We start from the raw sequence: 26,162 nt of genomic DNA, 5'->3' as shown, positions 1-26,162 counted from the left end.
TTTTTATTCACTATATTCCCATGAAAAGTCATCACCATGATGTTTGCATGAGAGCTTCAGCTATAGTTTATAGGCCAAAAATGCCAAACAATTTGTTTCATGAATATACAACTTTGTACAAAAGATCATTCAATAAACATTTTTAGTTAACATCAAAAAGCATAAACAAAACCTTATAAAGCAATCACTTAATTAACAAAAAGTGCATGTTAAATTAATGTTAGTGAGTAATTATTCTAAATAGCACACGTTTAATCGATTGCTATGCTGAATGGATTTTTTGACCGTGGTGCCAAAACTGAAATATTGAATATTTAGTTGTTGACTGTCTTGAGTATTTACTCAGAATTAGAAGGTTTAGTGAGAAAAATTCTCATCTAAATACTGTTATAGCCGAGCGTATTCACGTATTCGGAACCATAACCATTACAAGAAGAGTGAATGATGAAAAAAACAATCACACTATTAACTGCATTACTTCCGCTTGCCTCTGCCGTTGCAGAGGAGCCAACATTATCACCAGAAATGGTTTCTGCGTCTGAAGTGGTCAGCACGCAAGAAAATCAAACCTATACTTACGTTCGCTGCTGGTATCGTACGAGCCACTCTAAGGATGATGCGGCTACCGACTGGAAATGGGCAAAAAACCAAGATGGTAGTGACTTCACTATCGACGGTTATTGGTGGAGCTCTGTTTCATTTAAAAACATGTTCTACACCAACACTTCACAAAACGTGATTCGCCAGCGCTGTGAAGAAACACTAGATCTGGCGAACGAGAACGCAGACATTACGTTTTTTGCTGCTGACAATCGCTATTCTTATAACCACACGATCTGGAGCAATGATGCTGCAATGCAACCAGATCAAATCAACAAAGTAGTGGCTTTGGGCGACAGCTTATCTGATACAGGCAACATCTTTAACGCTTCCCAATGGCGCTTCCCTAACCCAAACAGCTGGTTCTTAGGTCACTTCTCGAACGGTTTTGTTTGGACGGAATACGTTGCTAAAGCCAAAAACTTACCGCTTTATAACTGGGCAGTTGGCGGCGCAGCAGGTGAGAACCAATACATTGCGCTAACAGGTGTCGGCGAACAAGTTTCTTCTTACTTGACCTACACAAAACTGGCGAAAAACTACAACCCAGCAAACACATTGTTTACGTTGGAGTTTGGTTTAAATGATTTCATGAACTACAACCGTAGCGTGCCGGAAGTAAAAGCGGATTACGCTGAAGCTCTGATTCGTCTAACAGACGCGGGCGCGAAGAACTTCATGTTGATGACACTGCCAGACGCAACCAAAGCACCACAGTTCAAATACTCAACGCAGGAAGAAATTGAAACGATTCGCGCGAAAGTATTGAAAATGAACGAGTTCATCAAAGCACAAGCGATGTACTATAAAGCTCAAGGTTACAACATTTCATTGTTTGATACGCACGCGCTGTTTGAGACGTTAACCTCGGCACCAGAAGAACACGGGTTCGTGAATGCAAGTGATCCTTGTCTGGACATCAACCGCTCATCTTCTGTGGATTACATGTACACTCACTCATTACGTTCTGAATGTGCAGCATCTGGCGCAGATAAGTTTGTGTTCTGGGATGTGACTCACCCAACCACAGCCACGCATCGTTATGTTGCTGAAAAAATGTTGGAAAGCAGCAATAACTTAGAAGAGTTTCGCTTTTAATAAGACTTTCTTATAGGTTAAACTCTTAATTATCATAAATACGTTGATGATTAAAAATGGCCACGAAATATCGTGGCCATTTTGTTTTCATATACATGAGTCTACTTTATATTTAAATATAGATGAACAATAATTAAAATACAAAATTTCAAGTTATAAGTATTATAAACAAAACTTTTAAATACCAGTAAAATCTAAACTTATTCAACATGCAATCCATTTAAATTTCATCATGGTCATTTTTGATTATTGAATTTAAAGAAGAGTTAAGTGACAAGTTAAATAAAAAATACCCACATAACACAGGTAAGACCGAGAGGAGTGTGTCATGTGGGTTTAAAACGATAGTTCTCTTGCTGATTCGAACTACCAACGTTGGGATGCAATGGAAATACAAATGACTCAGAGTTTCCATCACGGACACTTTATCGCTGGATTTCCCTCTATTTGTTAGGGAACAGTCAGCACAATAAAAATAGAGAAGTAATACCGCAAAAATAAAAATAGAGGTTCAGAATTTAATTTACACATAAATAACTACTATATTCACGCCATGAAGCATTAATAAATTCACCAATAAATATTTATTAAGTTAAATTTACTTATTGTCAGCACACTGTTAGTTTTACTCCTAAATACACTGGTCAGATTTGTTTATTTTACTGATTTTCGTTGCAATACAACTTCTAATTAATTCATGAGAAAAACATGCAGCGACAATTAACTCTTTCACCGATTTATTTATTAATCGGGTTAGCCTCCTCGACGGCGTATGCCGGTGGTTTTCAAATTAACGAACATTCGGCGACGGGTCTTGGTCGTGCTTTTGCTGGTGATGCTGTTATTGGTGATAATGCGTCTGTAGTCAGCCGCAACGCCGCAGCGATGACGCTGTTTAAACAAAATGCCTTATCGTTCGGTGTCACTTACGTCAAACCTGACGTTACCGTTAAAAATGCGCAATATCATCGAGCTAATATTAATGCGGATGTCAATGTTGGTATGGGCGGTTTTCCTCCGTCCCCTCAAGTTGACATTACCCCGTCCTTCTCTCAAACCGTGACAGACATTGATGACGTCGATGGCGTTGGTCAACCAGCCGTTGTACCCAATTTTTACTTTATTCACCCTATCAACGACGACTGGTATCTAGGCTTATCGGCATACTCCAACTTCGGAACCGACATGGAGTTTAAACCAAACTATGGCGCACCTGTTTTTGGCGGTGTCACCAGCGTAGCGAGTGTCAACCTTGGTGCAAGCTTGGCATACAAGGTGAACGACCGTTTTAGTATCGGTGGTGGTATTGATGTGATTTACGGCTCTGGTGAGCTGTACCGCGACATGGACGTGGGTGTTTGCGTTGGTGGGAACATCCTTGGAAACGAACTAGAACAACGTTGTGGATCCGTAAAAGGCAACGCACTTGATGTGGAAGCTGGCGGCATTGGGCTTGGCGCGAACATTGGCATAATGTACGAGTTTAACGAACGTCATCGCTTAGGTTTGAGCTACAAACACAGCCCTAACATTAATGCCAAGGGTGACATCCACTTTGCTGGCGAATCGTACGACTCGCTTGCCATGCCGCTACCGGATATTGCGGAGTTTTCCGGTTATCACCGCGTCTTACCTAAATTTGCCCTGCACTATTCTGTGCAGTGGATTGGTTGGTCAGCATTTGACAGCTTGAAAGCTGATGATCAGTTGCTAAAAGATTTTCAGTGGCAAGACTCCGCGCACTACTCCATCGGTGCGACTTGGTACGCCAATGAACGTTGGACACTTCGCACGGGTTACATGTTCGACAAAACACCTGTCGATGAGCTGACTTCGCTTTCTATCCCAGATTCGAACCGTCACTGGTTATCCGCGGGGGCCTCTTACCAATGGTCATCAGATACCACGGTTGACATCGGCATGACGTACTTGATTGGTGAAGATGTCAACGTAGAAGAGTACGCGTATGAAGGTGTTCCTGCACCGATGGTGACGGGCGTGACCCATTCAAATGCGTTCCTAATTGGTGCCCAACTCAGCCACCGTTTCTAATTTGTCAGGCAGTGATCAAACCTCTAGGTCATTGCCTTGTAACAACGCTTATCAAAGCGACCGAACAGAGACATTATTATGAACAAAACACTACTTGCTTTTTCACTCTCACTTCTCACTCTAAGCGCTGCTCAGGCTTCGGAATGGGGCTATGGCAATGACAAACACGGGCCAGAGCACTGGGGAGAAATCGCCAAAGACTGTGCTACCACAAAAAACCAAAGCCCAATCAACATCGACAACCCTGCCGATGCAAAACTGGAAGCATTGAACCTTTCGTACACTGGTCAGGTCATTGGTTTAACCAACAATGGTCATACGCTGCAAGCGCAAGTGAACGGACGTAACAGCTTCACCATCGATGGCGAGACGTTCGAGCTGCAACAGTTCCATTTCCACACACCTTCAGAAAACCAAATCAAAGGCCGCCAATATCCACTTGAAGCGCACTTTGTACACGCCAACGCAGACGGCGAGTTGGCGGTAATTTCGGTGATGTTTGATGCAGGCGATCAAAACGCAGCGCTGTCTAAACTGATCAACGCAATCCCACAAGAGAATCAAACCACGTTCTTTAAAGATACGTTTGAGATTAACGACTTACTGCCAAAAACTGCAAACTACTATCGATTTAACGGCTCCTTAACCACACCACCATGTTCAGAAGGTGTGCGCTGGTTTGTGCTTAAAGACACTCAAACCTTATCCAAAGATCAAGCCGCGAAACTGATGGAAGTCATGGGACAAAACAATCGTCCGCTGCAACCGTTAAATGCGCGCGTTGTACTTTCTAACTAATCGCCAAATCCGATAAGGGGCATCGTATTTGCCCCTTATTTTGATTCGCTCTAACCTCACTTAGTTACAGGAACCCCCAATGAAAACTCCATCTGTTCTGTCACTCTTACTCGCACTCGCCCCGACACTCTCCTTCTCTCATAACCTTTCTGTCGGTCAAACTACCCCTTCCGTCAGCATTGATACCTATGGCGAAATGACGCTGCAAGGAGACGATGTGGCTTATCAACCTTGGGCAACTCAGCAGATGTTAGGCAAAGTCCGTGTGATACAAGCCATTGCAGGTCGTAGTAAAGCTAAAGAGATGAACGCGCCGCTGATGTCAGCAATCACTGCCGCTCACTTTCCTGAAGATCAGTATCAGACCACAACCGTAATCAACCAAGAAGACGCCATATGGGGAACCGGTACATTTGTTAAATCGTCGGCAGAGGACAGCAAAAAGACATTCTCTTGGTCTTCCATGGTGTTAGACAAAAATGGCGTATTAGCAACAACTTGGGATCTACAGCAAGAAAGTTCTGCGATTATCGTACAAAATAAACAAGGCGAAATTTTATTCGTGAAAGAAGGGGCTTTAACTCAAGACGAAGTCACACACGTCATCGAACTGATTAAACAGAATATCTAAACCTAAGGTAAGGAAAAGCTATGAAACTGTTCAACACCATCGCACTCTGTCTTTTAGCGGCTGTGGCCTCTTTCCAATCGGTTGCTGGAGACAACGATTGGGACAAGATTGCAGATAAAACCGTCAGTTTTAAATCGGAAACCGACACAGTCAATCCACTGTCCCCATTTGCTAACGCTCGTTTCAGCCACATCAAAATCAAATGTACGCAAGGTACGGTCGATCTGAAAAGCGTTAAAGTGATCATGAAAGATGGTCAGGAAAAGACGTTCGACAGTTTAGGTGTTCTGACTAAAGGCATGTCATCAAGAAGCTTAAGCCTACCAACGAAAGATAACGCGAAATTAGACAAGATCGAGTTGAACTATGAATCGGTTGGCAGCACAGCGCTGCAAGTCGCGGGGGTGACCAAGAAAGCAAAAGTAGAAATTTTAGGTAAGAAAATCGACGAGTAAGCGATGGCTCAACGAGCTCTCCCAAACTAAAAACAGCGGCACTAGGCCGCTTTTTTCATTAAAAAATCGTCATGGATAACTAAATGAATTTCTTCAGCTTCGCCAAACCATAAGCCGCGATAGTGACACAATCTTTGATCGTGCCGTCGATCATCATTTGTTCGAACTCCTCAACAGAAAAAGCGCGAGTGATCAAATCCTCTTCTTCACTGTCGAGTTGATTGCCCACGTCCGTTAAATCACTGGCGAAGTAGACGTGACATGTCTGATTCAAAAAGCCGTATGCGATAAACTGCGCGCCGACATACGCCATGGCGCTCGCCTGCATGCCCGTTTCTTCACGTAGCTCACCTTTGGCAAGCTCAAGATGATCCGCATCTGGGTTTGATTCCCACGCCCCTTGTGGGATCTCCCAGCAACGTTGACCTACGGTGTAACGGTACTGCTGAACCAAGTGAATCATCCCATTATCGATAGCCAGAATCGCAGCACAATCAGATTTGTCGACCACACCATAGATGCCCTCTGCGCCGCTCGGACGTAAAATTTTGTCCTCACGCACCGTCATCCACTTATTCTGGTAAACGACTTTGCTGTCTAGCTGTTTGATGTCTGGCATGGTTATTCCTTGATTTTTCTGAGGGTTACTGCGGAATAATACCCGATTCGGTTACGCCACCAAAATGTTCTTTAGTTCACTCAAAGACTCAACGGTGTAATTTGGTGCGATACGCTCATCGACACTTGCGCCTGTGGTATTTAACCAGCAAGTTTCAATACCAAAGTTATTGCCACCAAGAATATCGGAATGCAGGTTGTCACCCACCATCAGTACACGCGTTTTGCATGGGTTGCCCATTTGCTGCATCGCGTATTCAAAAATGCCTAAGTCCGGTTTTGCGACGCCCACTTGTTCAGAGATCACCACTTTATCGAAGTACTCAGTCATCCCTGTGCGCTCAAGGCGAATTGCTTGCAACTCTGTAAAACCGTTGGTGATGATGCCCATTTTAGCTTTGCCTTGCAGCGCTTCCATCAGCTCTTTTGCACCTGGCAACAAACTGCAAATATCGGCCATTGCTTCTAAAAATGCGCTATTGAGATCTGCTGTTGTGGTATTCAACTTCTCAGCCCACTCGGTAAAGCGGTTATGTTTTAGCTCATCTGCCGTTACTTTGCCGTCTTGGTAATCCACCCAAAGCGGTTTGTTTACGGTTTGGTAATGAGCAAAATCTTGTTCAGTAAAATCTACGCCTTTGCGAGAAAACATAAGCTGCAAACCTTTGAAAGCATCAAAGTGGAATAAGGTTTCGTCAGCGTCAAACAGGATCCAATCGTACTTCATTTTCTTCTTCCCAAAATCAAGGTCGTAATACTGATGCATAGTCTAGATTGTTTTCTTCTTGAAGATAATCTCTATAATTGGAAATTAATTGTATCCTTGTGCTCAACAATAAATGCTTCACGATGATAGGAGATTGATGTGAACGCGATTGCCTCCCTGCCCGTTTTTGTTGCTGTTGTCGAATGCGGCAGCTTTTCCCTTGCGGCCAAACAGCTGAATCTGACGAAATCGGCGATAAGCAAACGCATCAACCAACTAGAAGACGATTTGGGTATTCGTCTCCTTAACCGAACCACGCGTAAGCTGAGCCTGACCGAAGCGGGAGAACGCTATTTTGAGTACGCTTCTCAAGCGCTCAATCTGGCCCAGCAAGGCGTGGACGCGGTATCGGAACTGCAAGGCTCTCCACAAGGTCGGCTCAAAATTACCGTGCCGATGTCTTTCGGTGTGCTGCATATCGCGCCTTTGATCAGCGAGTTTCTCGCTCGTTACCCGAAAATTGAAGTGGATTTAAACCTCGAAGACAAAATGGTCGATTTGGTTAAAGACGGTTTTGATTTGGGGATCCGTATTGGTGAACTCACCTCTTCCAATCTAATCGCAAAACGTCTCGCCCCTTGTAAAAGTGTGCTTTGTGCCTCGCCAGATTACTTAGCGGAGTTTGGAACACCACAAAAACCAAGTGATTTAGTCGGTCACAACTGCCTGCGCTACTCCTATTTCCGTGGCGGCGTCGAATGGATGTTCATCAACAATGGCAGCGAATACAAGGTGCTTCCAAAAGGAAACTTTATCGTCAATAACAGCGAAGCCATTCGCCAGTTGCTGTTGAGAGGTTCGGGCATTGCGCAACTGCCGACGTTTATTGCAGGAAGAGACTTTGCCGCAGGAAATCTAAAACCGGTGATGGAAGAGTATTCTCTACCAGAACACGCCATTTATGCGGTGTTCCCTGAGCGCAAGCACATGCCGTTGAAAGTAAGAGCCTTTATCGATTTTATCAGCGAAAAACTCGGCACAGATTTACCTTACTGGGATCGTTACAACAGCCCAGAAAAATAACCATATTGATGATAAGTGAGTGAGATTTCACTACTGACATGTTCTGACATTCCATCCGCGTAACCTTATTTGGAACTCAACAGGCAATCCGCCAAAACCAATAAGGAATCACAATATGGAAACCGTTATCGAAACTGTGCAATTTCGTCAAACCGCAGGCACAACAGAGCAAGACGTGATCGCTGCTGCCAAACAGTCACAAACGTTTGTGAAGAATCTGCCGGGCTTTTTGTATCGCTCACTCAGTCACGAAGCGACGGACGATGTGTGGACAGACATCATTTACTGGCGTTCAATGGACGATGCAAAACAGGCGGGAAAACAGATTAAGCAAGCCGTTGAATTTCAGCCTCTGTTATCAATGATTGACTGCGAAAGCTTCGAGCTTAAACATCACAACTTAAAAATGTGCAGTGAGCTAGAGAAGTAATCAGCCACACTACCACTAACAACCAGTAGGTCTAGATAAGGAACATCATGAGCAAATCAGAACGACTGTTTGAGCTACTGACGCTTTTGCGCGCAAAGCGTTACGCCGTGACAGCGAAAGAGCTCGCAGAAAGAATGGAAGTCAGCGAACGTACGATTTATCGCGATATTCAGTCGTTGCTCAGTTCTGGTGTTCCTATTCAAGGTGAAGCAGGTGTCGGCTACCTGTTGCAAGCTGGCTCTCATCTGCCGCCTTTGATGTTCTCAGAAAAAGAGATGATGGCGCTTGAACTGGGTATGCGGATGGTTCGAGCCTGGTCGGATGCCGAACTTGCCGAAGCGTCTCACTCTGCGTCCACCAAAATACTTTCGGTATTGCCCGATAAGCTCAAACAACAAGTGGAAGATTGTCCGCTGATTGTGCCCGATTATCATACCCAATCCGAGACTGCCAAACGAGGGCAGCTTCTGCGCCACGCGATTGATCATCAGTTTAAGGTCAGTTTGGATTACCAAGATGAAAGCGGACAGGTGACCGAGAGAAAAATCCAACCGTTAGGCCAGTTCTTTTGGGGCAAAGTCTGGACGCTGGTCGCCTGGTGCGAATTGCGCGATGACTACCGCCAGTTCCGCCTCGACCGTATCCAAGCACTGCGTATGCACGATGAAGAGTTTCAGAGTGCGGAAACCAAATCTCTCAAACATTATATTGCGCAGTATGAATCGAAAGATTGAGTGTTTTTCATCCCTCCATCACAAGGATTCTAAATTGCTCTGCTCAATGCGCGATATTTGGAAAGGCACATTTGGTTAAACTAATGTTTCATTTTTAACAGATGCGCAACCAACCTAAGATCGTTAACTTAAGTAGCACGTCAACCACACCGGAGCGTGAAGCTATGAAAGTACTGATTCAATACACCCAAGCAGGGAAATATCGAGATCAAGCGTGGGAATCTTTAACTCTTCGATCTAAAGGTGATATGCAGGCCGTTACCCCTTCTTATGCTGCCCAACTTATCGAACAAAGCAAAGCGACACTTGTGATGACAGAAGACGGACAGATCATCTTTCACTCCTAAATTCCATCAGTCCTATGACGAAAAAGGCCTGCATTGCTGCAGGCCTTTGTATGAGTGAATTAAGAGTTATTTACTGGAAACTCACTGCAGTTGGTAGGCGATCAAGCATCTTGTAGTAATCACCAGCCACAGCGCCGATATCACCACGCAAATACGCTTGAATCATATTGAGATCTTTCAGCCAAAGTTCTTTGTCAGCATCTGAAGACGCCATGTACCCTGCGTACACATTGTCGACCGCGAACATCATGTCTTCGGCGTGATCGTTGTAAATCAAAAGCATCGCATCAGTGTAAGCTTCGAACGCTTTCAGCTCATCGTGCGCTTTACCACCTTTGTAGCTCAATGTGCCCGAAGTTGCATCGATGACCAAATCACCCGAAGTCACATTCGCTGTCGTAAAGTTGATGAAAGACTGGCTAAACGACAGCATACCTGCCGCGATATCCGCATCAATGGTTCGCTTCATTGCGTTGACCATTGGTGCATCCAGCAGCAATACAGGATCGTGGAACGCTGGGACAATCGCTGTTCGGAATGGCCCCCAAGCGCTATCGATGCTCTCTGCAACCTTGTTTAGTGTTGCAGGCTCATAGCTATCTAGGTACGTTTTGAGATCGTAACCTTTGGACGTCACCAGTTGATTTGCGTAGTCGTAAGCCAGCTTGTTTGCTTTTGTTGCCACAAACTTCTCGCCGTCGATAACAAACTCAACCTTGTCACCCGCGATGATACCGTAGCGGTCTTGCTGCTTCGTAAACGTATCAAACTGAGATTGACCACGAGTCTTCACTGTATAATCGTAAGACTTCATTTGGTTCACACCCATTCTCAAGATGACATCGCCAACACGTCCGCGACCTTCTGCACCAATATCAAGGAATCTTGCAATACCACGAGGCATTGGTGGTAGGGACTCCATTTGCTCAGTGATGTGTAGGTTCACGGTAACACCTTTTAGATTGGTGTATTCCTTACCGTCTTTACCCACCAGTTTAACTGGTGTATTTAACGCGTCATTTGCCACGATGTTGCCCATGATGTCTTCGTATTCAGCTTGCACCCCAGGGATATCAAGCAGCGATGCAAAGCTCACCTCATCAGTAAAACGGTTCGAGAATCGACGTGCTAAGAAATAGCTCGCAAGCGCTTTGTCTGGCCAGTTACCCAACACAGACACCGCATTTGACCAAGGGTAATCCGGGTCAAAGCTACCAATTGAGTTTAGGAAGCGTCCATTCGCAGTTTCCGCAACAGCTATATAGCCCTCATCTGAATCTTCGATAAAGCGTGCTGCCAAATCATCAAAACAGCTGGCTGTTGAAAGATCGTAATCAGCCGGAATTTGGTGTGAGTTGTTGTCTAACAGTTGACCAAAAGAAATCACTTTTTGGTTGCCTGCCGCATTTTCTATCACACATTGATGCTCTGGTGTGCGCAAGATATCAAGGAAGAACGCCGCGGATTTTTTCGCCCCATTCGCGTAATCACAGAACCATGAGTTATCGGCTTTGTCTTCGCTACAGTATTGAGGGTTTGAAGCAAGGCGCAATAAGAAATCACCCGGCTTATCCGTTGACGAAGTGTAACCAAGATTGGTGTACAGGTTATCGATGCGCTCAAGATCTTCCATCTTGTCACGGATAGCGCTCATTTCCATGTAACGGCGCACTAAGTAACCAGGATAATCGGACGAGAATAATCCCGTCGTCCCATATAACTCCAAGTTGCGTCGATCATAGCTATCGAGATAGTTCTGCCACTCGTAAGAAACAATTTCTTCTAGGTTTGTACCTTCGTCAAAACGGTTACAGTCGCTGTTTAGAGAAACGTTCCCATCGGTACAGAAATCGTAAGACTTACGCTCAATTTCATTCACTTTATCTAGGTAGTAAAGTGCGCCATAACGAGTTTTCGCATTCAGTTCTGGATCATCAGACAACGCGGCGGTATCGAATCGGCTAAAGTCACAGTTGTAGAGTGATTTGCCTTTCTCGTTCCCCGTTAGTGCCTTCACTTCAGAACACACCATCAGCGATGTGTTGTCTGGATTGTTGCCAAACTTGTATGCAAAGCTTTGTTGGTAGGCTTGCTGATCAGCGAGGTACCGGGCGTATGCCGCTTTGTCTTCATCGCTTGCACTGTCTGCCGGCTTCGCAACAGGTTCAGGAGCCGAGCCTGAAGAATCTTGAATCGTCTCGACTTTACGACCATAACCAAACTTAAAGGCCGCAATGTCGTACAGACCCCAAGTTGGCGTTTCATCCAACATGCTTGGCGCGTAGTCCATCGTCGAACTGTAAGCAGGAATGTTGTTCAAACCAAGTTGATGCGCTTGCTCTAGCGTGTAGTAGTTCGCTTTGTCATTTGAGCCTTTAAAGTTATGGCGCAGACCCATGTTGTGGCCAAGCTCGTGAACGAGCGTATTGCTGTAAGTCGCAACCGTAATCGCATCTGCGGCTTTCACTTGCAACTCTTTTGGCAGGTATTTCCAGCGCTTAAGCTGACGCGATACTTCGTTACCTGCGTCATCGAGTTTGATCTCAAAGTAACGCTCGTCGTCCAACTTCAAGTTGTCCAACATGGCCTTGTTAGTTGAAGAAACCCACGACGCTTCAATTGGATAGACGTTGTTCTCTGCCCAGAAAGACAAACGGTTCTCTTCAGCTTCAACCACCTTTTCAAACTCCATGTCATCATTGAAGTTTTTCATTAGCTGAGTTGGGCTCTTCGTCGCCGCTTTTCCAGAAACGATGTCTTCTTTTGATACGAAAGGCGCATAAATGTTTTCATCCGATTTCAGGCTCGCCATTGCTGCCATTGTCGAGAGGGCTTCAACTCTATCCTCGACCTCTGTTTTCACCGTTTCACTATTAGTCGGCAGTGGATCCAATCCATCTAAGTCCAGCTGATTACGATTGTAGAATCGCGCCAAGTTATCCCAATAGAAAGGTACACCCGTTCTTGCAACGCCTGCGTATTGGTTCACGTGGCCTTTGATGATTTCCCCCGTCATCGGGTTAGAAACCGACGGGCCGTAGCCAAGCAGACCATTCGCTAGAGGCTCGTCAATCAGATTAATCACGTTGTAACGCAGATCTCCTGGGTGAATACCAGCCGCTTTGGTTTTGTTCACAATCTCGATTTCAGGCTTGCCTGCATCCGCCCCAAATACATTCAGCGCTTGGTTCATCTTGTCGATCGATTGCAGCGTTGCATCCAAGAACAACTTGTTCTTCTCTTCAAAGAAGTTATCGCTCAAGTAGTATTTGATAGAACCTTGATTCGGGTTGAAACGATTGAGGTAAACCACATCACGGTCGTATTTATTCGTGACTGGGTTAAGCTTTTTCGTCGACGTGGTGAAGAAACCAATGTCGTTCTCATCACCCACTGGGTACAAGATCGGTTGGTAACCTTCGGTTACCACTTCACTTTCGTGCACTAACGAGTAGTAGAAACGAGATTTAAACGCGCCATCAACAAGCGCTTCATCCAAGCTCGCTTTCGTTGCAAAGTTGATGTAGTCGGAAATATTATCTAAATCGATACGGAACGTGCGCTCTAGTTCGAAATTGAGAAGACCGTTTTTAGGGTCAAAGTCCCACGAGATCAATCGTGGTGTGCCAATTTCATCAATGCCCTCGGTAATGCCATACAGATCTTCCATATTGAATTCTGCAATTTCGAGATCTTCAGGACGAGGAGTGAAGTGAGTTTTCTTCTTGTAGTTTAAGCTTGCGTCTTCGTTGGTTTCTTCTTTGTTGGTGCAATCACCATGCGCGTCTTCTTGACAGCGATACGCAGCAAAGTCACCCGGAATCGTCAGCACTTGTGCGAAGTTAACGCCGTCGTCGTCTGCGACAAATTTCTCTTCACCGCAGTAATTATTGGCATCTTTGCTTAGATGCGCGTCTGGGTAGTTTTTATCGTAACTGCGAACTTCCAGACCTTCTTTGGTAAAACAAAGCTCAACGTAACGAGGTGAACCTTGCAAGAATGGGAATTGGTTCAGAGCAAAGCGTGGCGCGGCACCAGTCGTCGGAACGTAAAACCAACGACCGTCTTTAAGATCTTTTACTGCGACTTCTTTTGCATCTCTTTCGACATAGTCATACGCCTGATCATCTGCGCCACAGCCTACAAGTGCGGCCGTTATTGCTGACACCAGAGTCAATTTTTTAAACATTATTTGGATATCCTTAATTGTTGTTATTTTCCTAGAAGGAGTAAGTCACTGTCGCGATGTAAGACGCTTTCTCTTGGTCCAACAAATCGATGTTGCCCAAGGTGCCTCGCTCTGCATCTTGATAGAAACCCGTTGATGACGCCGCGAGTAGCAATGACCAGCATTCATCAAACTCGTATGTGCCGTACAACGCCCCTTCATACTGCCAACTGCTTCTGCGCGTACCTTGATAACTGATGCTGTTACCACCTAACGCCGTGATCCCCACTGCGAACGATTCCCACGACTTTTCCGCAACAGCAAACAATGAGTAAGTCCACTCAGTCAGCGAGCGTCCCCCCATGGTTTTGTATTCGTGGAAATTTTTTCTCAGTCTTGGCGAAACCGAAAAATCGACGCTCCAAGCTGAAAAAGAGATCGGCACATCTAAACGAACCGCGGTGTGCAGTTCATCTTTACGAGATGTTTCTGAAGTTGGAATGGTGAGCTGACCCGCAACGCCGATTTTCCCTGTATCTCCAAAGCGATATAGGTTCGTGTATTGCAAGCCCAACACCGAATCTGTCGCGTAGGTGCCGACTTCATCTTCTAGGGCACGATAGCCACCCGTAGAAAAATAGGCTTTTGTGTCGCTCGAAAAGGAATAAACGAGATCGCCTCCCCACGAGAAATTGCGGACAGAACGGTAGTCGTCTTTATCGTAAATGTTTGTATCGTAAGATAGGTAAACGGCCCCACTAAACTTACAAACAATACAGGACGCATCTCCTTCATTTTGTGTAGATTCAGGCGTGCTAGTGCTATCAATTACACTCGTTTCCACCGCGAATGATGGCGCTGAAAACAGCGTACCCAACAACATTGCAAGCGGCGTCATCATCCACTTTGTTGTGTGCTGCATGTTTTGAAACTTCCATGAGAATTAAGTTCATTAGAATAAACTTAAAGACAAACAGATTATTGGGATGAAATTCCATAAAAATTCAGATAATCAACCCCAATAAACCTATCAACCATAAAATTACTCTTATGGTTAAATCCTTATTTAATTTTTTAATACTATTTATCTGAGTATTGTCGCGTTCTACTTTGCTTAAAACGTACTTTAAAATGACTTTTTATAAATAAAACCACTCACCACAACATTAAAGAAGCAGCAAAGCAACGCCATTAAAATAAAAGCTAAAAGACAATTATTATCAATAACTTAAAATCAACAAAAACAGTTAAAATGAATGAGTAAAAATGTATAAGTTAAAATACAAAAAATATAAGAACATCATTCCGTTTAATTTTAGTCGTTATTGTATTGAGAAAGTTTAATTTTCAATTTCTAAAATTGGTGGGATACACATAAGAGAAATCATCAAAACCATCCGTTGTTAATAATGAATTTCGCATTTAAAACAAAAGATAGAAACAAGATCAAATTCATGTTTTCTAATATATCTATTCAACCCTTCACAAGTTTGAATAGAAAATCAAACTTTCAGTCAATCTAAAACCAACAAAACATTCACCAAGTGAATACTCAAAAGATAAGTCAAAACTAAATAGCACATACGGTCAGCATATTTGTGAATTACTATTCATTAAATGTTTTTTTATAAATTAAACATTAATGTGACCAATTTCACACAACCGCACTGTATATAACATAAAGCAAACGAAATTTAAGTGTTTACGGACCCAAAACGTGTCGATAGAACAGAGGTTAAACATCGAGCTGAAACACGTATTTCCCACCAAAATTTATTATACATAGCAGTGATTTACCTGTATCCAAGCGGTTAAAATGCGTACTGATGTGACTCATTTTTGAGAAAGGAACATAAGAAGAGCAAAAGCACTAAAAGAGGATAATGCGATTTGAATAACCAGTGCTTCAAACCGCACTTATGAACTTATGCAGAGAAAGAAAGACTATCAGTTACTGTTGAATGGTTTTATGACCACAGTTTTCGCAGATCAAGTGACGTTCAAATTCATCCATAGAAGCAAGGAAGGCGCCGAACACTACACTTTTGAGAAATCCAGCGATGAACTCTTTCTTGTTGCGATTTTTATCGCCTTCAAAGCCACTTTTCTTTCTGACTAACACCACTACATGATGCGTTTCTACCCCACATGTAGGGCACATGAGGACTTCTGTCTTGTTCGACATCTTAGACTCCTTGGCGAATTATCCCTTTCTGATGGCATGATTCTCTTATGCCTGTAAAGCGAGTCATCATACCATCACTATCGATTCTTACTCTTCTTCGTTGAGACGACGAATCAACTTAGCAGGTGTGCCTCCGTATAGACAATCTGGCGGCACATCATGGTTGACGACCGAGTTCGCCGCAATCACCGAGCGAGCACCAATCGTTACACCTTGGTTAATGACGGAGTTACCACCAATCCACACATCATCTTCAATCGTGATAGGTTTACAAAACGTCTCCCAACGTCGGCGACTTCGGTAATCAACAGAATGAGAAGCCGTATACAATTGCACGCTTGGACCGATTAGCACGTGGTTCCCGATGGTAATTTTAGCGCCATCAAGCATGACCACATTCATGTTGATAAAGGTTTCTTCGCCGATTTCGATGGTTTTACCGAACTCGCAATGGAAAGGTGCTTGAACAATGCAAAGACCCGCTTTGCCAAACAGCTGTTTTTGTAATTCGTCGCGCTGACTTTCGTCGGTATTGTTATTGAGCGCTCTAAGTGCTTGAAGAGCATGACTTCTAATGGCGTCAATTTCTTTGTCCATGCCATCAAAGATTTGACCAGACATCATTTTTTCGAGTTCTGTCACTGGGAGACTCCTAAAACCTGCGATTACTACTTTCAGATTAATCACACGGTACGTGAATTGCGGAATAAAAAAGAGAAAAGCCTGCACTTTTCTCTTTCCTGTTTTTATATTTTGTGGAGTCTGTCGACTTACACGATTTCCCAGCTGTGGGTCATCTCAACACCTTCACCTAGCATTAAGCAAACCGAGCAGTATTTTTCTAGCGAGTCAGCCGCCACTTTTGCTACGACTTCTGGGTCAAGCTCGTCACCTGAAACTTCAAAGTGGATATTCACTTGCGTAAAGATACGTGGTGCGGTTTCACGACGCTCTGTGGTTAGCTTGGCATTAACTGACAAGACCTTTTGGCCTGCCGTTTTCAAACCGTCGACAACATCGACAGAGCTACAGCCACCAGCGGCCATTAGTACCATTTCCATTGGGCTTGGTGCCGTTGCACCGCCATTGCCATCCATCACTACGGAGTGACCCGACTGAGATTGCCCAAGGAATTTAAAATCTTCTACCCATTTAACTTCTGCTTGCATGATTTACCTCATTTAGCATCGCTCGTTGAAGACATCGTTGCCCTATCAAGCGGTGTATTTCGTGTCGATACTTTAGCTTTCTCGCATAAAAGGGCAACGGAATTTTCAACATTGCTGTAATTTTTTCGCTCGGTTGCCTTTCTCTATACGTAACACTTTTTATTTCAGTCACACTTTCTACGGAAAACAACGTTGAGGTAGCTATGAAGAATATATCTAAGTTATTGGTCGGATTCTCTTTCGCACTTCCTGTCTTGTTCCTACTTTTGAGTAAAGCAGGCACCGCCGATACGATGGATAAGATGAAGGCTTCAGAGAATGCAGAAATCGCGACACTGGCTGGCGGCTGTTTCTGGTGTACAGAATCGGATTTGGAACAGTTGACTGGCGTAGTCGATGTCGTATCAGGCTATTCTGGTGGTCATGTTGAAAACCCAACTTATCGCCAAGTTTCATCAGGTAAATCAGGTCACATAGAAGTGATCGAAGTTAAGTACGATCCTAAAGTGGTTAGTTACGAGCAAGTGTTGGACTACTTTTTCCGTCATATCGATCCTACTGACGATAAAGGCTCTTTTGTCGACCGTGGCCCACAGTATCGCCCTGCTATTTTCTATCATAACGCTGAACAAAAGCAGATCGCAGAACAGTTTATAATGGAAATCGACAAGGCGATGATCTATCCAAAACCGTTGAAAACAGAATTGATCGAGTTTGAAAAGTTTTATCCCGCAGAAGAGTATCACCAAGACTATTACAAAAAGAGCAGCTTAAAGTATAAGTATTATCGCTATGCGTCTGGTCGAGATAAATACTTGGATGAAGTATTTGGTGATGATCGTAAAGAGACCCCAAAAACGCTTCGTCAGTTGATCGAAGAAAAAAAGTTGCTATCAAAAGTGAAAGAGTACAGTAAGCCTGCTAAGTCCGAGATCAAATCAAACTTAACGGAGTTGCAATACTACGTAACACAAGAAGAAGGCACCGAGCGTCCGTTCGACAACGAATATTGGGACAACAAAGAAGCGGGGATTTACGTTGATATCGTAACTGGTGAGCCGTTGTTTTCTTCTACCGATAAATACAAATCGGGGACGGGTTGGCCAAGTTTCACTAAGCCAATCAACCCAGGTTACATCGTTGAAAAAACCGATTACAAGCTGATTTATCCAAGAACGGAAGTTCGCAGTAAGTTTGGCGATTCTCACCTTGGTCATGTTTTTAAAGACGGTCCGAAGCCAACAGGATTACGCTACTGCATGAACTCTGCGGCAATGAAATTTGTACCTGTAAGTGAAATGAAAACGCAGGGGTATGAAGAGTATCTGTATCTCTTTGATAAATAGTTCGTATTCATTCAACTTCAAGGGCATACGATGGCGAATGGGGAGGACCAGATGAAAGGTTTTAAAACACAATTACCAACCAAAATCTGCTCTGTTTGCCATCGCCCATTTTCTTGGAGAAAGAAATGGGCAAGAAATTGGGACGAAGTCGTTTACTGTTCTGAGCGCTGCCGAAGAAACAAATCAGTCAAAAGTTAGAACCACAAAAACTTTATGCCGCACTGCTAGCCTTATTTTCCAAGGTTACTTTGCCCAGACCAAGCTGCGCTTCACCAAGGTAACAAGGCACCATCATAAGCCCAAAATGCCCCACTATCCTGCGGGATTGCTTTGTCAATCAATCCCCATAAGTCTCGCGCGACACGCTCTGGCCTAAACAGCTTTCCTTCAGGTACATTCGCTTGAAAAGGTGCCGACAAAGCCGTATCTGTTGTGCCTGGGTGAAGAGCGAGTACAGTCCCGTGTTTGACCATTCTCCGCCATTCAATCGACATGGTTTTGAGGAACATATTTAACGCGGCTTTCGATGCACGATAGCTGTACCAACCGCCTAAGTGATTATCACTAATACTGCCAACTTTGGCCGAAATGGTCGCAAACTTGGGGTTGGTACTGCGTTTTAACTTGGGCGTGAAGTATTTCGCCAACAGTAAACTCGGCAAAGTATTAACCATGATGGTTTGCTGAAAAAAGTCTGCGTCGAGCGAGCTAAGATTCTTCTCAGGACCTTTATCTTGGGTATGCAACATACCAACGCAGTTCACCAACCAATCAACATGTTCAATTTGCTCACTGAGTGCTTTCACCTGCTCGTCCTGCGATACATCCACTTGATGCCAAAATACATTTGGGTGTTGCCAATCTGGTTGGTGATTACGATAAGTGGCATGCACGCGAGCTTGGGGAAAGCGAACTAGCGCTTGTTGAACGATCGCCAATCCAATGCCGCCATTTCCACCAACGATCAGTATGTCCATTACAAGCTCTCCAAGTTTTCCATATAGTGCTCTGCGGTATCTAATATCGCTTGGCGTTGCTGCTCTTCCATATTGTCCCAAGATCGGAAAATCATCCCTATACGTGGATTCGTTGCTAAGCGTTTGTCGTGTTTGTTCATAAAGCGCCAATACAAGCTGTTAAACGGACACGATCCTTCCCCGCTCCTCGCCTTATTGTCGTAGTGGCAACCCTTACAGTAGTCACTCATTTTGTTGATGTAAGAGCCACTCGCCGCATACGGTTTGGTACCAACAATCCCACCATCTGCAAACAGTGCCATACCGCGCGTATTGGGCATTTCTACCCATTCAATCGCATCAACGTAGATACCGAGATACCATTCATCCACTTGGTCTGGGTCGATCTCGGTTAATAAACAAAAGTTACCGGTTACCATCAAGCGCTGAATGTGGTGCGCATAAGCGTAATCAAGAGACTGGCCAATCGCGTTTCGCATACAGGCCATTTTGGTTTCGCCGTTCCAGAAGAAGTCTGGCAGCTTTCTACTCGCTTCCAGTTCATTCTTTTTCGGGTAATGAGGCATGTTCGCCCAATAAACGCCTCGGATGTACTCTCGCCACCCCAAGATCTGACGAATAAAACCTTCTACTTGAGAAATGTCTATGTCGGCATTGGCATGAAATGCCTTAAGTGAAGCGTCAATCACCTCTCTCGGATTCAGCAGCTTACTGTTCAGCGAGAACGAAATCCGGCTATGATACAAGCTCCATTTAGCCTCGTGCTGACCTGTCATGGCGTCTTGAAAACGACCAAACAGTGGCAAACAGACCTGACAAAAATGCGCGAGTAAAGACAAGCTTTGAGAGCGACTTACTGGCCAAAGTAAATCACCATTTAATTTACCTATGGTTTGAATGTTGTGCCGACCTAAGCGCTCGACAATATCACTGACGTCATGACTAAACATTAATGGCTTTGGCAGCTGTTCAATGTCTTTTGCTTTAAGTTTATTTCGGTTATTGGCGTCGTAGTTCCACTTTCCACCAATAGGCTTACCGTCTTGCATCAAAATGTTGAAACGCTTACGCATCCGGCGGTAAAAGTGCTCCATCATGATGTGTTTACCTTGAGGAAACTGCGATTCTATTTCCTCAAACGGTAACAAAAAGTGTTCCGAATCGACGCTGCGCATCACGACCCCATCAAGCTTTAGTTTGGCTAACTGCTCTAGTAAACGGTATTCGTCGGGACGTTGATATTCAAACTTACTTGCACCAACTTCACTCACGTAGTGTTGTAAGACTTGCGCAAGATCCTCGAAAGATTGTGTGTCATCCAACGTAAGGTGCAAAACTTGATGCCCTTCTTCCTGCAGCTCGTTGGCAAAATTCGCCATCGCAGAGAAAAAAGCACACACCTTTTGAATATGATGCGTAACATAAGTATTTTCTTGTTTTAACTCAGCGACAAGGTAAAGCACCGAATCGTCTACACGTTGAAACCACGAATGCTCGCTATTAAGTTGGTCACCAAGAATGAGCCGAACCGTCTCGTAATGCATTGGTTATCTCCCGCTCTCTTTTTTTGGCGCAATCGGCCAATCCACCATATCGACACTATCAAGATGTACGCCTACGCATCTCCCCTGCCATTTGTCGATAAATGAGAAATCTGGATCATAAGTTTGTGTCTGCTTTTCTAGATTAAACTGACGTGAGCCACGTGGGTCAGCGCCAACACCAGCCAAATACTGCCAGTTGCCCCAATTAGAGCCGACATCGTAATCAATCAACTGAGTTTCAAAATAAGCAGCACCGTAGCGCCAGTCGAGTCCGAGTTCATGAACCAGACAGCTCGCGACCAGTTGGCGCCCTCGGTTAGACATATAACCCGTTTTATTAAGTTGATGCATACATGCGTTGACTATTGGAAAAGGTGTCTCGCCTTTCTTCCACTGTTTGAAGCGTTGCGCATAAAAACTGGTCAGTGGTGGCTGGTTGGCGATACCGCCAAATCGAAACAACTTCTGTTGATACTTTCTCGCGTACCAATAAAAGTATTCCCGCCACAACAACTCGAAATAGATCCAATAGGTTGAATCATTTGCTCCGTTCTTTTGCTCATATTGTTTGAGCATGGCATAAATGATTGTAGGCGAGACGCAACCATGAGCTAACCAAGGTGAAAATTTAGTTGAATACTCCACCCCATCAAGCCCATTGCGCGTCTGTTTATATTCGCTCGCTAAACTTGAAGCAAAATAGCGTCGACAATGTTCAAGACCGCTCAGTTCTCCGCCATCAAATGCTGGTTTGGTGTCAAAGTAATATGTCGTGGCGGTAGGAAAATTCGTACCTGAAGGTGCTGGCGGTAAAGCATGAACGCTCTCGTAAGGCTGAGAGAGGTCTAAACCTTCGACCTGCTTTCTAAATTTCGTGAAGGTCACAGGCAGTTGCCTTAATTCAAATGGTAACTGTTCTTCGCACAACAAAGTGCGGATCGCTTGCTGTTTTATGTTCACATGGGGAGTGCCTTTAATTGCACGCTCTAGTGCCTGTTGCTCGTCCGAACCCGCAAACGCATCAGCATAAATATGAGTGATACCGAAATGACTGATGGCATATTTGAGCGCTTGATAAGGTGTCAGTTCAACCGTCCATAATCGTTGCCCCAATTTAGCTAAAGATTGATTAAGTTCATTAAGCGATGCCTCGAGAAACTGCAATTTCGCACGGCCTAAAGAGGTCTCCTGCGCAAAGTGCTGCAAGTAAGGTGTCACCGATGGGCGACAATACAAACAAATTAACTCATCCATTTCTGCACAAGCGTCTATCAACAGCGGGTTGTCATGCAAACGCAGGTCATTAGTGAACCAATACAGTCCTATTTTCTTATCCAAGTCGCCCCCTCTTTTGTAAACTCGTTTTTTGTAAACTCGGAGTCCCCGCGTTCTTGTTGCAAATAGCCTAAGCGCTAAGTCTTTTATTCCACTCGTTGTTGTACGGGCAATAGAGCTTTACGATCATTAGGTTACTGACAATCTCACTAAACCGATTGGCTGGTCATCTTAGAGCCCTTAACACCAAAACATCGTTTGCGTATGTTTCATACTAAGATTTTATAAAACTAAAATTTGGCGATATTGATAACGGTCTTAATCACTCATTTTTTATATAAACCATGCAAAAATGATAAAAATTAAAGCGATATTGGTTAATATCCGTTAATCTAAGTCCAATTCCATTTTGCTAGTACCATCGCAGAAATGACCGACGAGTTTAAAAAATCGACCGCTAATTTGAAAAAAGCGGTCCCACTAATGATCAAAAATCATGTTGCTGCCACGCCAGCCAACTATGCGCTTTGGTATACCTACGTTGACAAGACCATTCCTGAACTCAACTTTGAGTTGGATACGGTGTTAGAAAACTACGGTATCTGCCCGCCTGCAACCAATAAACAGCTTTATAACAACTATGTTGCCAGTAAAGCAGAAACTAGCCTTGAAGATCTTAGAACCAATGTAGAAGTTCTGCTGCATGAAGTGTCCAGCTCGATGAGCGATACACTTTCAGATACTTCTTCCTTTTCTGAAATGGTAGACAAAAGTTTTAATAAGCTAGAAAAAGTTGAAGACAACAGCTTAAGTATTGAAGAAGTGATGGTGGTGATTCGTCAACTTGTCGCAGAGTCACACGAAATTCGTCACTCGACAAAGTTTTTGAATAGCCAATTAACTAATGCGAGTGAAGAAATTTCTCGCCTCAAAAATCAGCTGGCTGAAGTACAGCAAGACGCATTGTTTGATGGTCTATCCAACCTTTACAACCGTCGAGCTTTTGATAAAGATCTGTCTTCGCTTATCGCATCAAATCAAGCAATGACCTTGATCATGCTTGATATCGACCATTTCAAGTCATTTAACGACAATTATGGCCACCTTTTCGGCGATACGGTACTAAAAGCCATTGCCCGTCGACTACAACAAAGCTGTCGAGATGGAATATGCGCGTATCGTTTTGGTGGTGAAGAGTTCGCTTTAATTGTGCCCAATAAATCTCTGCGAATTGCTCGCCAATATGCAGACACACTACGCCGCATGATAGAAAAACTGCGCATCAGAGATAAGCGTTCTGGTACACAAGTTCACAGCATTACCGCTTCTTTTGGGGTAGCAGAATATGAGGTGGGTGATACACCTGAAGCTCTGGTCAATAAAGCCGATAAGCAACTTTATGAGGCAAAACAACTCGGTCGTAACCGCGTGATGCCCATTTAAATCAATTTGTTATGTAAGCTTGGTTAATAGGACCGACTTTTTCGAAATAGAATAAAAAACCCGCACTATTGAGTGCGGGGTCTATTTATCTGGCGCTTCACATCTTAATCGACACTGTAGCAGTAGCTTAGAATATAGTCGTCACCGTTTTTCGCAGTGTATTCTTTATCTTCACTGCATGCCATCGGCTTACCTTTTTTGTCGCCTTTGATTAAGCTGATCCAGTGGCGCATCGCCGTCGGCGCATTACCCGTTAGTTCAGGATTAAACGTAGTGCGTGTTTCCAGTTGAATGTCATCAATATCCATCAACTCCACACAACCGGTGCCTTTATGACAGCCAAATAGCACTTCTACGTGGTTACCTGAATCGTCTTTAAACAAGATCGATTTTGGATCTTCTTTCTCACCCGTATACGCCACAAAGTGTTTTGGGCTTTTCAGGCCGCTGTGTGTGCCGTCTTTGAAGTAAGCCAATACATGGCGGTAATCAATTACGTAACTTGATACATCTTGGTGCGACCCGTTCTCCAATGGGAACATGCGGTCTAGTAGTTGCTTCGCTTTTACTTGCTTCTCGCTCTGCTGCTCAGCACTTACCGCTTCGACGGCAAATACAGCTTCAGCGATAAATGGGCGTTGTTGTTGTTGCATCTCTTTTTTATCGAAGTTCAGCATATTCATCGTCATATCCTCGCACTTAAAAAAACTCGTCCTAGAGTAAAAACTTAATTCCTTCGTTTAAGTTTCAGGCAATTCTGTGAAGTTGATGGTTAATTTCCTTGCCTGCTTATTATGTAGACTAGCGAAATATTGACTACAATTTCACAACAAAAATTTTACAATGTGAATTTTACAAAATGTCTGTGTCAAAAAGCCTTATTCGTCAGTCCCATTTTCTAGGTACGAAAATTCGCAACCTAAGGAAAAACAACCATTTAACGATGGAGGATTTATCTGCACGCTGTGTAAGGATTAATCCTGAGTACGCACCGTCGGTATCTTACCTTTCGATGATAGAGCGCGGAAAACGCGTTCCGAGTATTGATATGCTCGAAGTAATCGCGGAAGTTTTTCAAAAAGATCCTGCGTGGTTTTTAGATGATGAACCGGAATTAGAAGCCATTACACCCAACAAAGGGAATCGTGGCGGTATCAACGGTATGGCATTGGAGCCGAGCTTTTTGTTCTCCAATGATATTCTCCAAATCGCGATTCCAGAGATGTTGTCTCAAACGGGTATTACTGGACGTCAATTCGCCCACTTGTTGATCCGTGCGCACCAAGAGAACCATCAAAACCATTTTCCTGATTTAGAACGCGCAGCCGAAGAGGTCGGCTTGAAGCGCCTGAATCTATCAGTAGAAGATCTGATAGATATTGCGAAAAGCATGGGGTTGGATATCCGCTGGGTAGACCGAGCACCACAGGATGTGATTGATGAACTGGGCGTCTGCGCCAAACAGTTGATTACGTCTTTCATGGAGCCACCTGGCACCATTTATCTCAATAAACGAATGCGTGACTACCCAACCCGCTTGAAATATGACTTGGCGGTATACATCGGCCATCGCGTGCTCCATAGCAGTGATGCAATGAATAACGTTTTATCTATTGGGCACCAAAACAACTGGGAGCAAATGGACAGCCCAGTTTCCAACTCTGAGCTCAACTCGCAAGATATCCTACAAGCATGGCGCGATTTTGAGTCCAGCTTTTTTGCTGGTGCCCTGCTTTGCCCCAAAGTACCATTTCGTCAGTTACTTGACCGTTCCGGTTACGAAATTGATGTTCACAAAAAGGCCGGCGTTTCTCCTTCCGTTGCGATGCGTCGTATGACCGTGGTTTCTCCGTACCCTCATTGGCACTACTTTGATGCCTATGGTCCGGGCAAGTTGAAAGCGGTATATCGTGGAAATGGCATCCCGCTTCCTTGGGGCAATATGCGCAAAGTGAACGATCCTTGCCAACACTGGGCCGTATTTAGACGTCTAGCCCAACCTTTGGATACCAGTTCAGCGCAAATTTCGATTTTGAATGTAGGCGACGAGCCACGTATTTACTGTTGTGAATCAGTCAACGTATTTGACCCTGCGGGGAACAACCGAGTGTTGTGCGCGGGGATAGATTTAAACCCTGCGATTTCTGCGCAAGGTGGTGATGCGGTTTCTATTGCGGAAGAGCTGAAGTCACTTTGTGTCGCTTCCGGCGGAAGTAGTGTCATTCCTCCCCACATCAAAAAAGACTTAACAACCATCGCTAAGATATTAAACATCAATTGGATAGAACGAGGTATTCAAACCCAAGCTAGGCTAATCTGCTCAAGAGGGGCCGTTTGTCCAAGGCAGCCTAGTTGTTACAGTAAGTGCGGAGAAGCCGATGAGACAGGTGACAACGTGAATATTATTGGTCTCTAGAAAGAAAAAACGCCAATCACAATAATCGTGATTGGCGGTATATACTTGTGAACAATGTGTATTCACTAACAACGTCAGTTGGCTAGG

The 26,162-nt window shown here is 44.2% G+C and carries 24 protein-coding genes; 13 read left to right on the top strand and 11 right to left on the bottom strand.

Annotated features, from left to right (window positions below; all coding sequences use genetic code 11):
• Positions 1 to 441 precede the first annotated feature (441 nt).
• From ACWPOD_RS00430 to ACWPOD_RS00410, 5 genes are all read left to right on the top strand, one after another.
• Complete coding sequence (locus ACWPOD_RS00430; protein WP_005395362.1) at positions 442 to 1,698, top strand: type 2 secretion system lipase; 1,257 nt, start codon at positions 442 to 444, stop codon at positions 1,696 to 1,698.
• Positions 1,699 to 2,406: 708 nt separating this feature from the next.
• Complete coding sequence (locus ACWPOD_RS00425; RefSeq protein ID WP_256949404.1) at positions 2,407 to 3,750, top strand: OmpP1/FadL family transporter; 1,344 nt, start codon at positions 2,407 to 2,409, stop codon at positions 3,748 to 3,750.
• A gap of 78 nt (positions 3,751 to 3,828) precedes the next feature.
• Positions 3,829 to 4,548 carry a carbonic anhydrase gene (locus ACWPOD_RS00420; RefSeq protein ID WP_020841751.1) on the top strand — a complete coding sequence of 240 codons (720 nt, stop codon included), beginning with the start codon at positions 3,829 to 3,831 and terminating at the stop codon, positions 4,546 to 4,548.
• 79 nt (positions 4,549 to 4,627) lie between these two features.
• Positions 4,628 to 5,179 carry a YtfJ family protein gene (locus tag ACWPOD_RS00415; RefSeq protein ID WP_029838455.1) on the top strand — a complete coding sequence of 184 codons (552 nt, stop codon included), beginning with the start codon at positions 4,628 to 4,630 and terminating at the stop codon, positions 5,177 to 5,179.
• Positions 5,180 to 5,199: 20 nt separating this feature from the next.
• Positions 5,200 to 5,634, top strand: a complete 435-nt coding sequence (locus ACWPOD_RS00410) for a hypothetical protein (protein ID WP_005393700.1) — start codon at positions 5,200 to 5,202, stop codon at positions 5,632 to 5,634.
• Positions 5,635 to 5,713: 79 nt separating this feature from the next.
• On the opposite strand, the gene ACWPOD_RS00405 is transcribed toward ACWPOD_RS00410, so the two are convergent.
• Together ACWPOD_RS00405 and yjjG are read right to left on the bottom strand one after the other, a co-directional pair.
• Entirely contained in the window at positions 5,714 to 6,253 is a 540-nt protein-coding gene (locus tag ACWPOD_RS00405; protein ID WP_456231414.1) for an NUDIX domain-containing protein, read from the bottom strand.
• Positions 6,254 to 6,304: 51 nt separating this feature from the next.
• The gene (yjjG, locus tag ACWPOD_RS00400; RefSeq protein ID WP_029800868.1) at positions 6,305 to 6,979 is read right to left on the bottom strand and encodes a pyrimidine 5'-nucleotidase; all 675 of its coding nucleotides are present in this window, start codon (positions 6,977 to 6,979) and stop codon (positions 6,305 to 6,307) included.
• Between the two features lie 138 nt (positions 6,980 to 7,117).
• Here yjjG and ACWPOD_RS00395 point away from each other — a divergent pair, with 138 nt between their 5' ends.
• The 4 genes from ACWPOD_RS00395 (at position 7,118) to ACWPOD_RS00380 (ending at position 9,552) form a co-directional block, all read left to right on the top strand.
• Positions 7,118 to 8,041, top strand: coding sequence for a LysR family transcriptional regulator (locus tag ACWPOD_RS00395; RefSeq protein WP_053307145.1), 924 nt, complete (start codon positions 7,118 to 7,120; stop codon positions 8,039 to 8,041).
• 115 nt (positions 8,042 to 8,156) lie between these two features.
• Positions 8,157 to 8,471: a hypothetical protein gene (locus ACWPOD_RS00390; RefSeq protein WP_456231413.1), complete on the top strand. Its 315-nt coding sequence runs from the start codon at positions 8,157 to 8,159 to the stop codon at positions 8,469 to 8,471.
• A 47-nt stretch (positions 8,472 to 8,518) separates the two neighbouring features.
• Positions 8,519 to 9,205 (top strand): helix-turn-helix transcriptional regulator, encoded by a 687-nt coding sequence (locus ACWPOD_RS00385; protein ID WP_005497912.1) that lies wholly within the window; start codon positions 8,519 to 8,521, stop codon positions 9,203 to 9,205.
• Positions 9,206 to 9,369: 164 nt separating this feature from the next.
• Positions 9,370 to 9,552: a hypothetical protein gene (locus ACWPOD_RS00380; RefSeq protein ID WP_005393690.1), complete on the top strand. Its 183-nt coding sequence runs from the start codon at positions 9,370 to 9,372 to the stop codon at positions 9,550 to 9,552.
• Between the two features lie 70 nt (positions 9,553 to 9,622).
• On the opposite strand, the gene ACWPOD_RS00375 is transcribed toward ACWPOD_RS00380, so the two are convergent.
• From ACWPOD_RS00375 to ACWPOD_RS00355, 5 genes are all read right to left on the bottom strand, one after another.
• Complete coding sequence (locus ACWPOD_RS00375) at positions 9,623 to 13,741, bottom strand: M66 family metalloprotease (RefSeq protein WP_456231412.1); 4,119 nt, start codon at positions 13,739 to 13,741, stop codon at positions 9,623 to 9,625.
• Positions 13,742 to 13,772: 31 nt separating this feature from the next.
• Complete coding sequence (locus ACWPOD_RS00370; protein ID WP_456231411.1) at positions 13,773 to 14,642, bottom strand: hypothetical protein; 870 nt, start codon at positions 14,640 to 14,642, stop codon at positions 13,773 to 13,775.
• A gap of 1,029 nt (positions 14,643 to 15,671) precedes the next feature.
• A complete protein-coding gene (locus tag ACWPOD_RS00365) occupies positions 15,672 to 15,905 on the bottom strand; it encodes a hypothetical protein (RefSeq protein WP_005393681.1) in 234 nt (77 codons plus the stop codon).
• Between the two features lie 87 nt (positions 15,906 to 15,992).
• Positions 15,993 to 16,547, bottom strand: coding sequence for a sugar O-acetyltransferase (locus ACWPOD_RS00360; RefSeq protein WP_005393677.1), 555 nt, complete (start codon positions 16,545 to 16,547; stop codon positions 15,993 to 15,995).
• 128 nt (positions 16,548 to 16,675) lie between these two features.
• Positions 16,676 to 17,074 (bottom strand): OsmC family protein, encoded by a 399-nt coding sequence (locus tag ACWPOD_RS00355; protein ID WP_005393675.1) that lies wholly within the window; start codon positions 17,072 to 17,074, stop codon positions 16,676 to 16,678.
• A 203-nt stretch (positions 17,075 to 17,277) separates the two neighbouring features.
• Here ACWPOD_RS00355 and msrB point away from each other — a divergent pair, with 203 nt between their 5' ends.
• Complete coding sequence (gene msrB / locus ACWPOD_RS00350; RefSeq protein WP_257888485.1) at positions 17,278 to 18,420, top strand: peptide-methionine (R)-S-oxide reductase MsrB; 1,143 nt, start codon at positions 17,278 to 17,280, stop codon at positions 18,418 to 18,420.
• 51 nt (positions 18,421 to 18,471) lie between these two features.
• Entirely contained in the window at positions 18,472 to 18,618 is a 147-nt protein-coding gene (locus ACWPOD_RS00345; RefSeq protein ID WP_074189751.1) for a DUF2256 domain-containing protein, read from the top strand.
• Positions 18,619 to 18,689: 71 nt separating this feature from the next.
• Here the strand turns inward: ACWPOD_RS00345 and ACWPOD_RS00340 are convergent, their stop codons facing one another.
• From ACWPOD_RS00340 to ACWPOD_RS00330, 3 genes are read right to left on the bottom strand one after another with little or no spacing between them, the layout of a single operon-like run.
• Positions 18,690 to 19,397 carry an SDR family oxidoreductase gene (locus tag ACWPOD_RS00340; RefSeq protein WP_456231410.1) on the bottom strand — a complete coding sequence of 236 codons (708 nt, stop codon included), beginning with the start codon at positions 19,395 to 19,397 and terminating at the stop codon, positions 18,690 to 18,692.
• Positions 19,397 to 20,941 carry a cryptochrome/photolyase family protein gene (locus ACWPOD_RS00335; protein ID WP_258689198.1) on the bottom strand — a complete coding sequence of 515 codons (1,545 nt, stop codon included), beginning with the start codon at positions 20,939 to 20,941 and terminating at the stop codon, positions 19,397 to 19,399. The genes ACWPOD_RS00340 and ACWPOD_RS00335 overlap by 1 nt, the downstream gene beginning before the upstream one ends.
• 3 nt (positions 20,942 to 20,944) lie before the next feature.
• On the bottom strand, positions 20,945 to 22,279 hold the full coding sequence (locus ACWPOD_RS00330; RefSeq protein WP_456231409.1) for a DASH family cryptochrome: 1,335 nt from the start codon (positions 22,277 to 22,279) through the stop codon (positions 20,945 to 20,947).
• A 366-nt stretch (positions 22,280 to 22,645) separates the two neighbouring features.
• Here ACWPOD_RS00330 and gefA point away from each other — a divergent pair, with 366 nt between their 5' ends.
• Positions 22,646 to 23,659, top strand: a complete 1,014-nt coding sequence (gene gefA, locus ACWPOD_RS00325) for a diguanylate cyclase GefA (protein ID WP_005393654.1) — start codon at positions 22,646 to 22,648, stop codon at positions 23,657 to 23,659.
• A gap of 104 nt (positions 23,660 to 23,763) precedes the next feature.
• Here the strand turns inward: gefA and ACWPOD_RS00320 are convergent, their stop codons facing one another.
• Positions 23,764 to 24,342: an aldolase/citrate lyase/malate synthase family protein gene (locus ACWPOD_RS00320; RefSeq protein ID WP_005393653.1), complete on the bottom strand. Its 579-nt coding sequence runs from the start codon at positions 24,340 to 24,342 to the stop codon at positions 23,764 to 23,766.
• A gap of 176 nt (positions 24,343 to 24,518) precedes the next feature.
• On the opposite strand from ACWPOD_RS00320, the gene ACWPOD_RS00315 reads away from it, so the two are divergent.
• Entirely contained in the window at positions 24,519 to 26,075 is a 1,557-nt protein-coding gene (locus tag ACWPOD_RS00315) for a DUF3612 domain-containing protein (protein WP_167427213.1), read from the top strand.
• Positions 26,076 to 26,162: the final 87 nt, after the last annotated feature.

Source organism: Vibrio sp. JZG120, from assembly GCF_053890955.1.
Note: the sequence above shows the minus strand (reverse complement) of the source record. Positions and strands in the feature narration are given on the sequence as shown.

Coding starts and splice junctions, on each gene's coding strand:
- ACWPOD_RS00365 (WP_005393681.1), bottom strand. CDS start 15,905: ATGTCGAACAAGACAGAAGTCCTCATGTGCCCTACATGTGGGGTAGAA.
- msrB (WP_257888485.1), top strand. CDS start 17,278: ATGAAGAATATATCTAAGTTATTGGTCGGATTCTCTTTCGCACTTCCT.
- ACWPOD_RS00340 (WP_456231410.1), bottom strand. CDS start 19,397: ATGGACATACTGATCGTTGGTGGAAATGGCGGCATTGGATTGGCGATC.
- ACWPOD_RS00390 (WP_456231413.1), top strand. CDS start 8,157: ATGGAAACCGTTATCGAAACTGTGCAATTTCGTCAAACCGCAGGCACA.
- ACWPOD_RS00375 (WP_456231412.1), bottom strand. CDS start 13,741: ATGTTTAAAAAATTGACTCTGGTGTCAGCAATAACGGCCGCACTTGTA.
- ACWPOD_RS00385 (WP_005497912.1), top strand. CDS start 8,519: ATGAGCAAATCAGAACGACTGTTTGAGCTACTGACGCTTTTGCGCGCA.
- ACWPOD_RS00425 (WP_256949404.1), top strand. CDS start 2,407: ATGCAGCGACAATTAACTCTTTCACCGATTTATTTATTAATCGGGTTA.
- ACWPOD_RS00315 (WP_167427213.1), top strand. CDS start 24,519: ATGTCTGTGTCAAAAAGCCTTATTCGTCAGTCCCATTTTCTAGGTACG.
- gefA (WP_005393654.1), top strand. CDS start 22,646: ATGACCGACGAGTTTAAAAAATCGACCGCTAATTTGAAAAAAGCGGTC.
- yjjG (WP_029800868.1), bottom strand. CDS start 6,979: ATGAAGTACGATTGGATCCTGTTTGACGCTGACGAAACCTTATTCCAC.
- ACWPOD_RS00355 (WP_005393675.1), bottom strand. CDS start 17,074: ATGCAAGCAGAAGTTAAATGGGTAGAAGATTTTAAATTCCTTGGGCAA.
- ACWPOD_RS00430 (WP_005395362.1), top strand. CDS start 442: ATGATGAAAAAAACAATCACACTATTAACTGCATTACTTCCGCTTGCC.
- ACWPOD_RS00405 (WP_456231414.1), bottom strand. CDS start 6,253: ATGCCAGACATCAAACAGCTAGACAGCAAAGTCGTTTACCAGAATAAG.
- ACWPOD_RS00345 (WP_074189751.1), top strand. CDS start 18,472: ATGAAAGGTTTTAAAACACAATTACCAACCAAAATCTGCTCTGTTTGC.
- ACWPOD_RS00420 (WP_020841751.1), top strand. CDS start 3,829: ATGAACAAAACACTACTTGCTTTTTCACTCTCACTTCTCACTCTAAGC.
- ACWPOD_RS00380 (WP_005393690.1), top strand. CDS start 9,370: ATGAAAGTACTGATTCAATACACCCAAGCAGGGAAATATCGAGATCAA.
- ACWPOD_RS00320 (WP_005393653.1), bottom strand. CDS start 24,342: ATGAATATGCTGAACTTCGATAAAAAAGAGATGCAACAACAACAACGC.
- ACWPOD_RS00415 (WP_029838455.1), top strand. CDS start 4,628: ATGAAAACTCCATCTGTTCTGTCACTCTTACTCGCACTCGCCCCGACA.
- ACWPOD_RS00410 (WP_005393700.1), top strand. CDS start 5,200: ATGAAACTGTTCAACACCATCGCACTCTGTCTTTTAGCGGCTGTGGCC.
- ACWPOD_RS00335 (WP_258689198.1), bottom strand. CDS start 20,941: ATGCATTACGAGACGGTTCGGCTCATTCTTGGTGACCAACTTAATAGC.
- ACWPOD_RS00370 (WP_456231411.1), bottom strand. CDS start 14,642: ATGCAGCACACAACAAAGTGGATGATGACGCCGCTTGCAATGTTGTTG.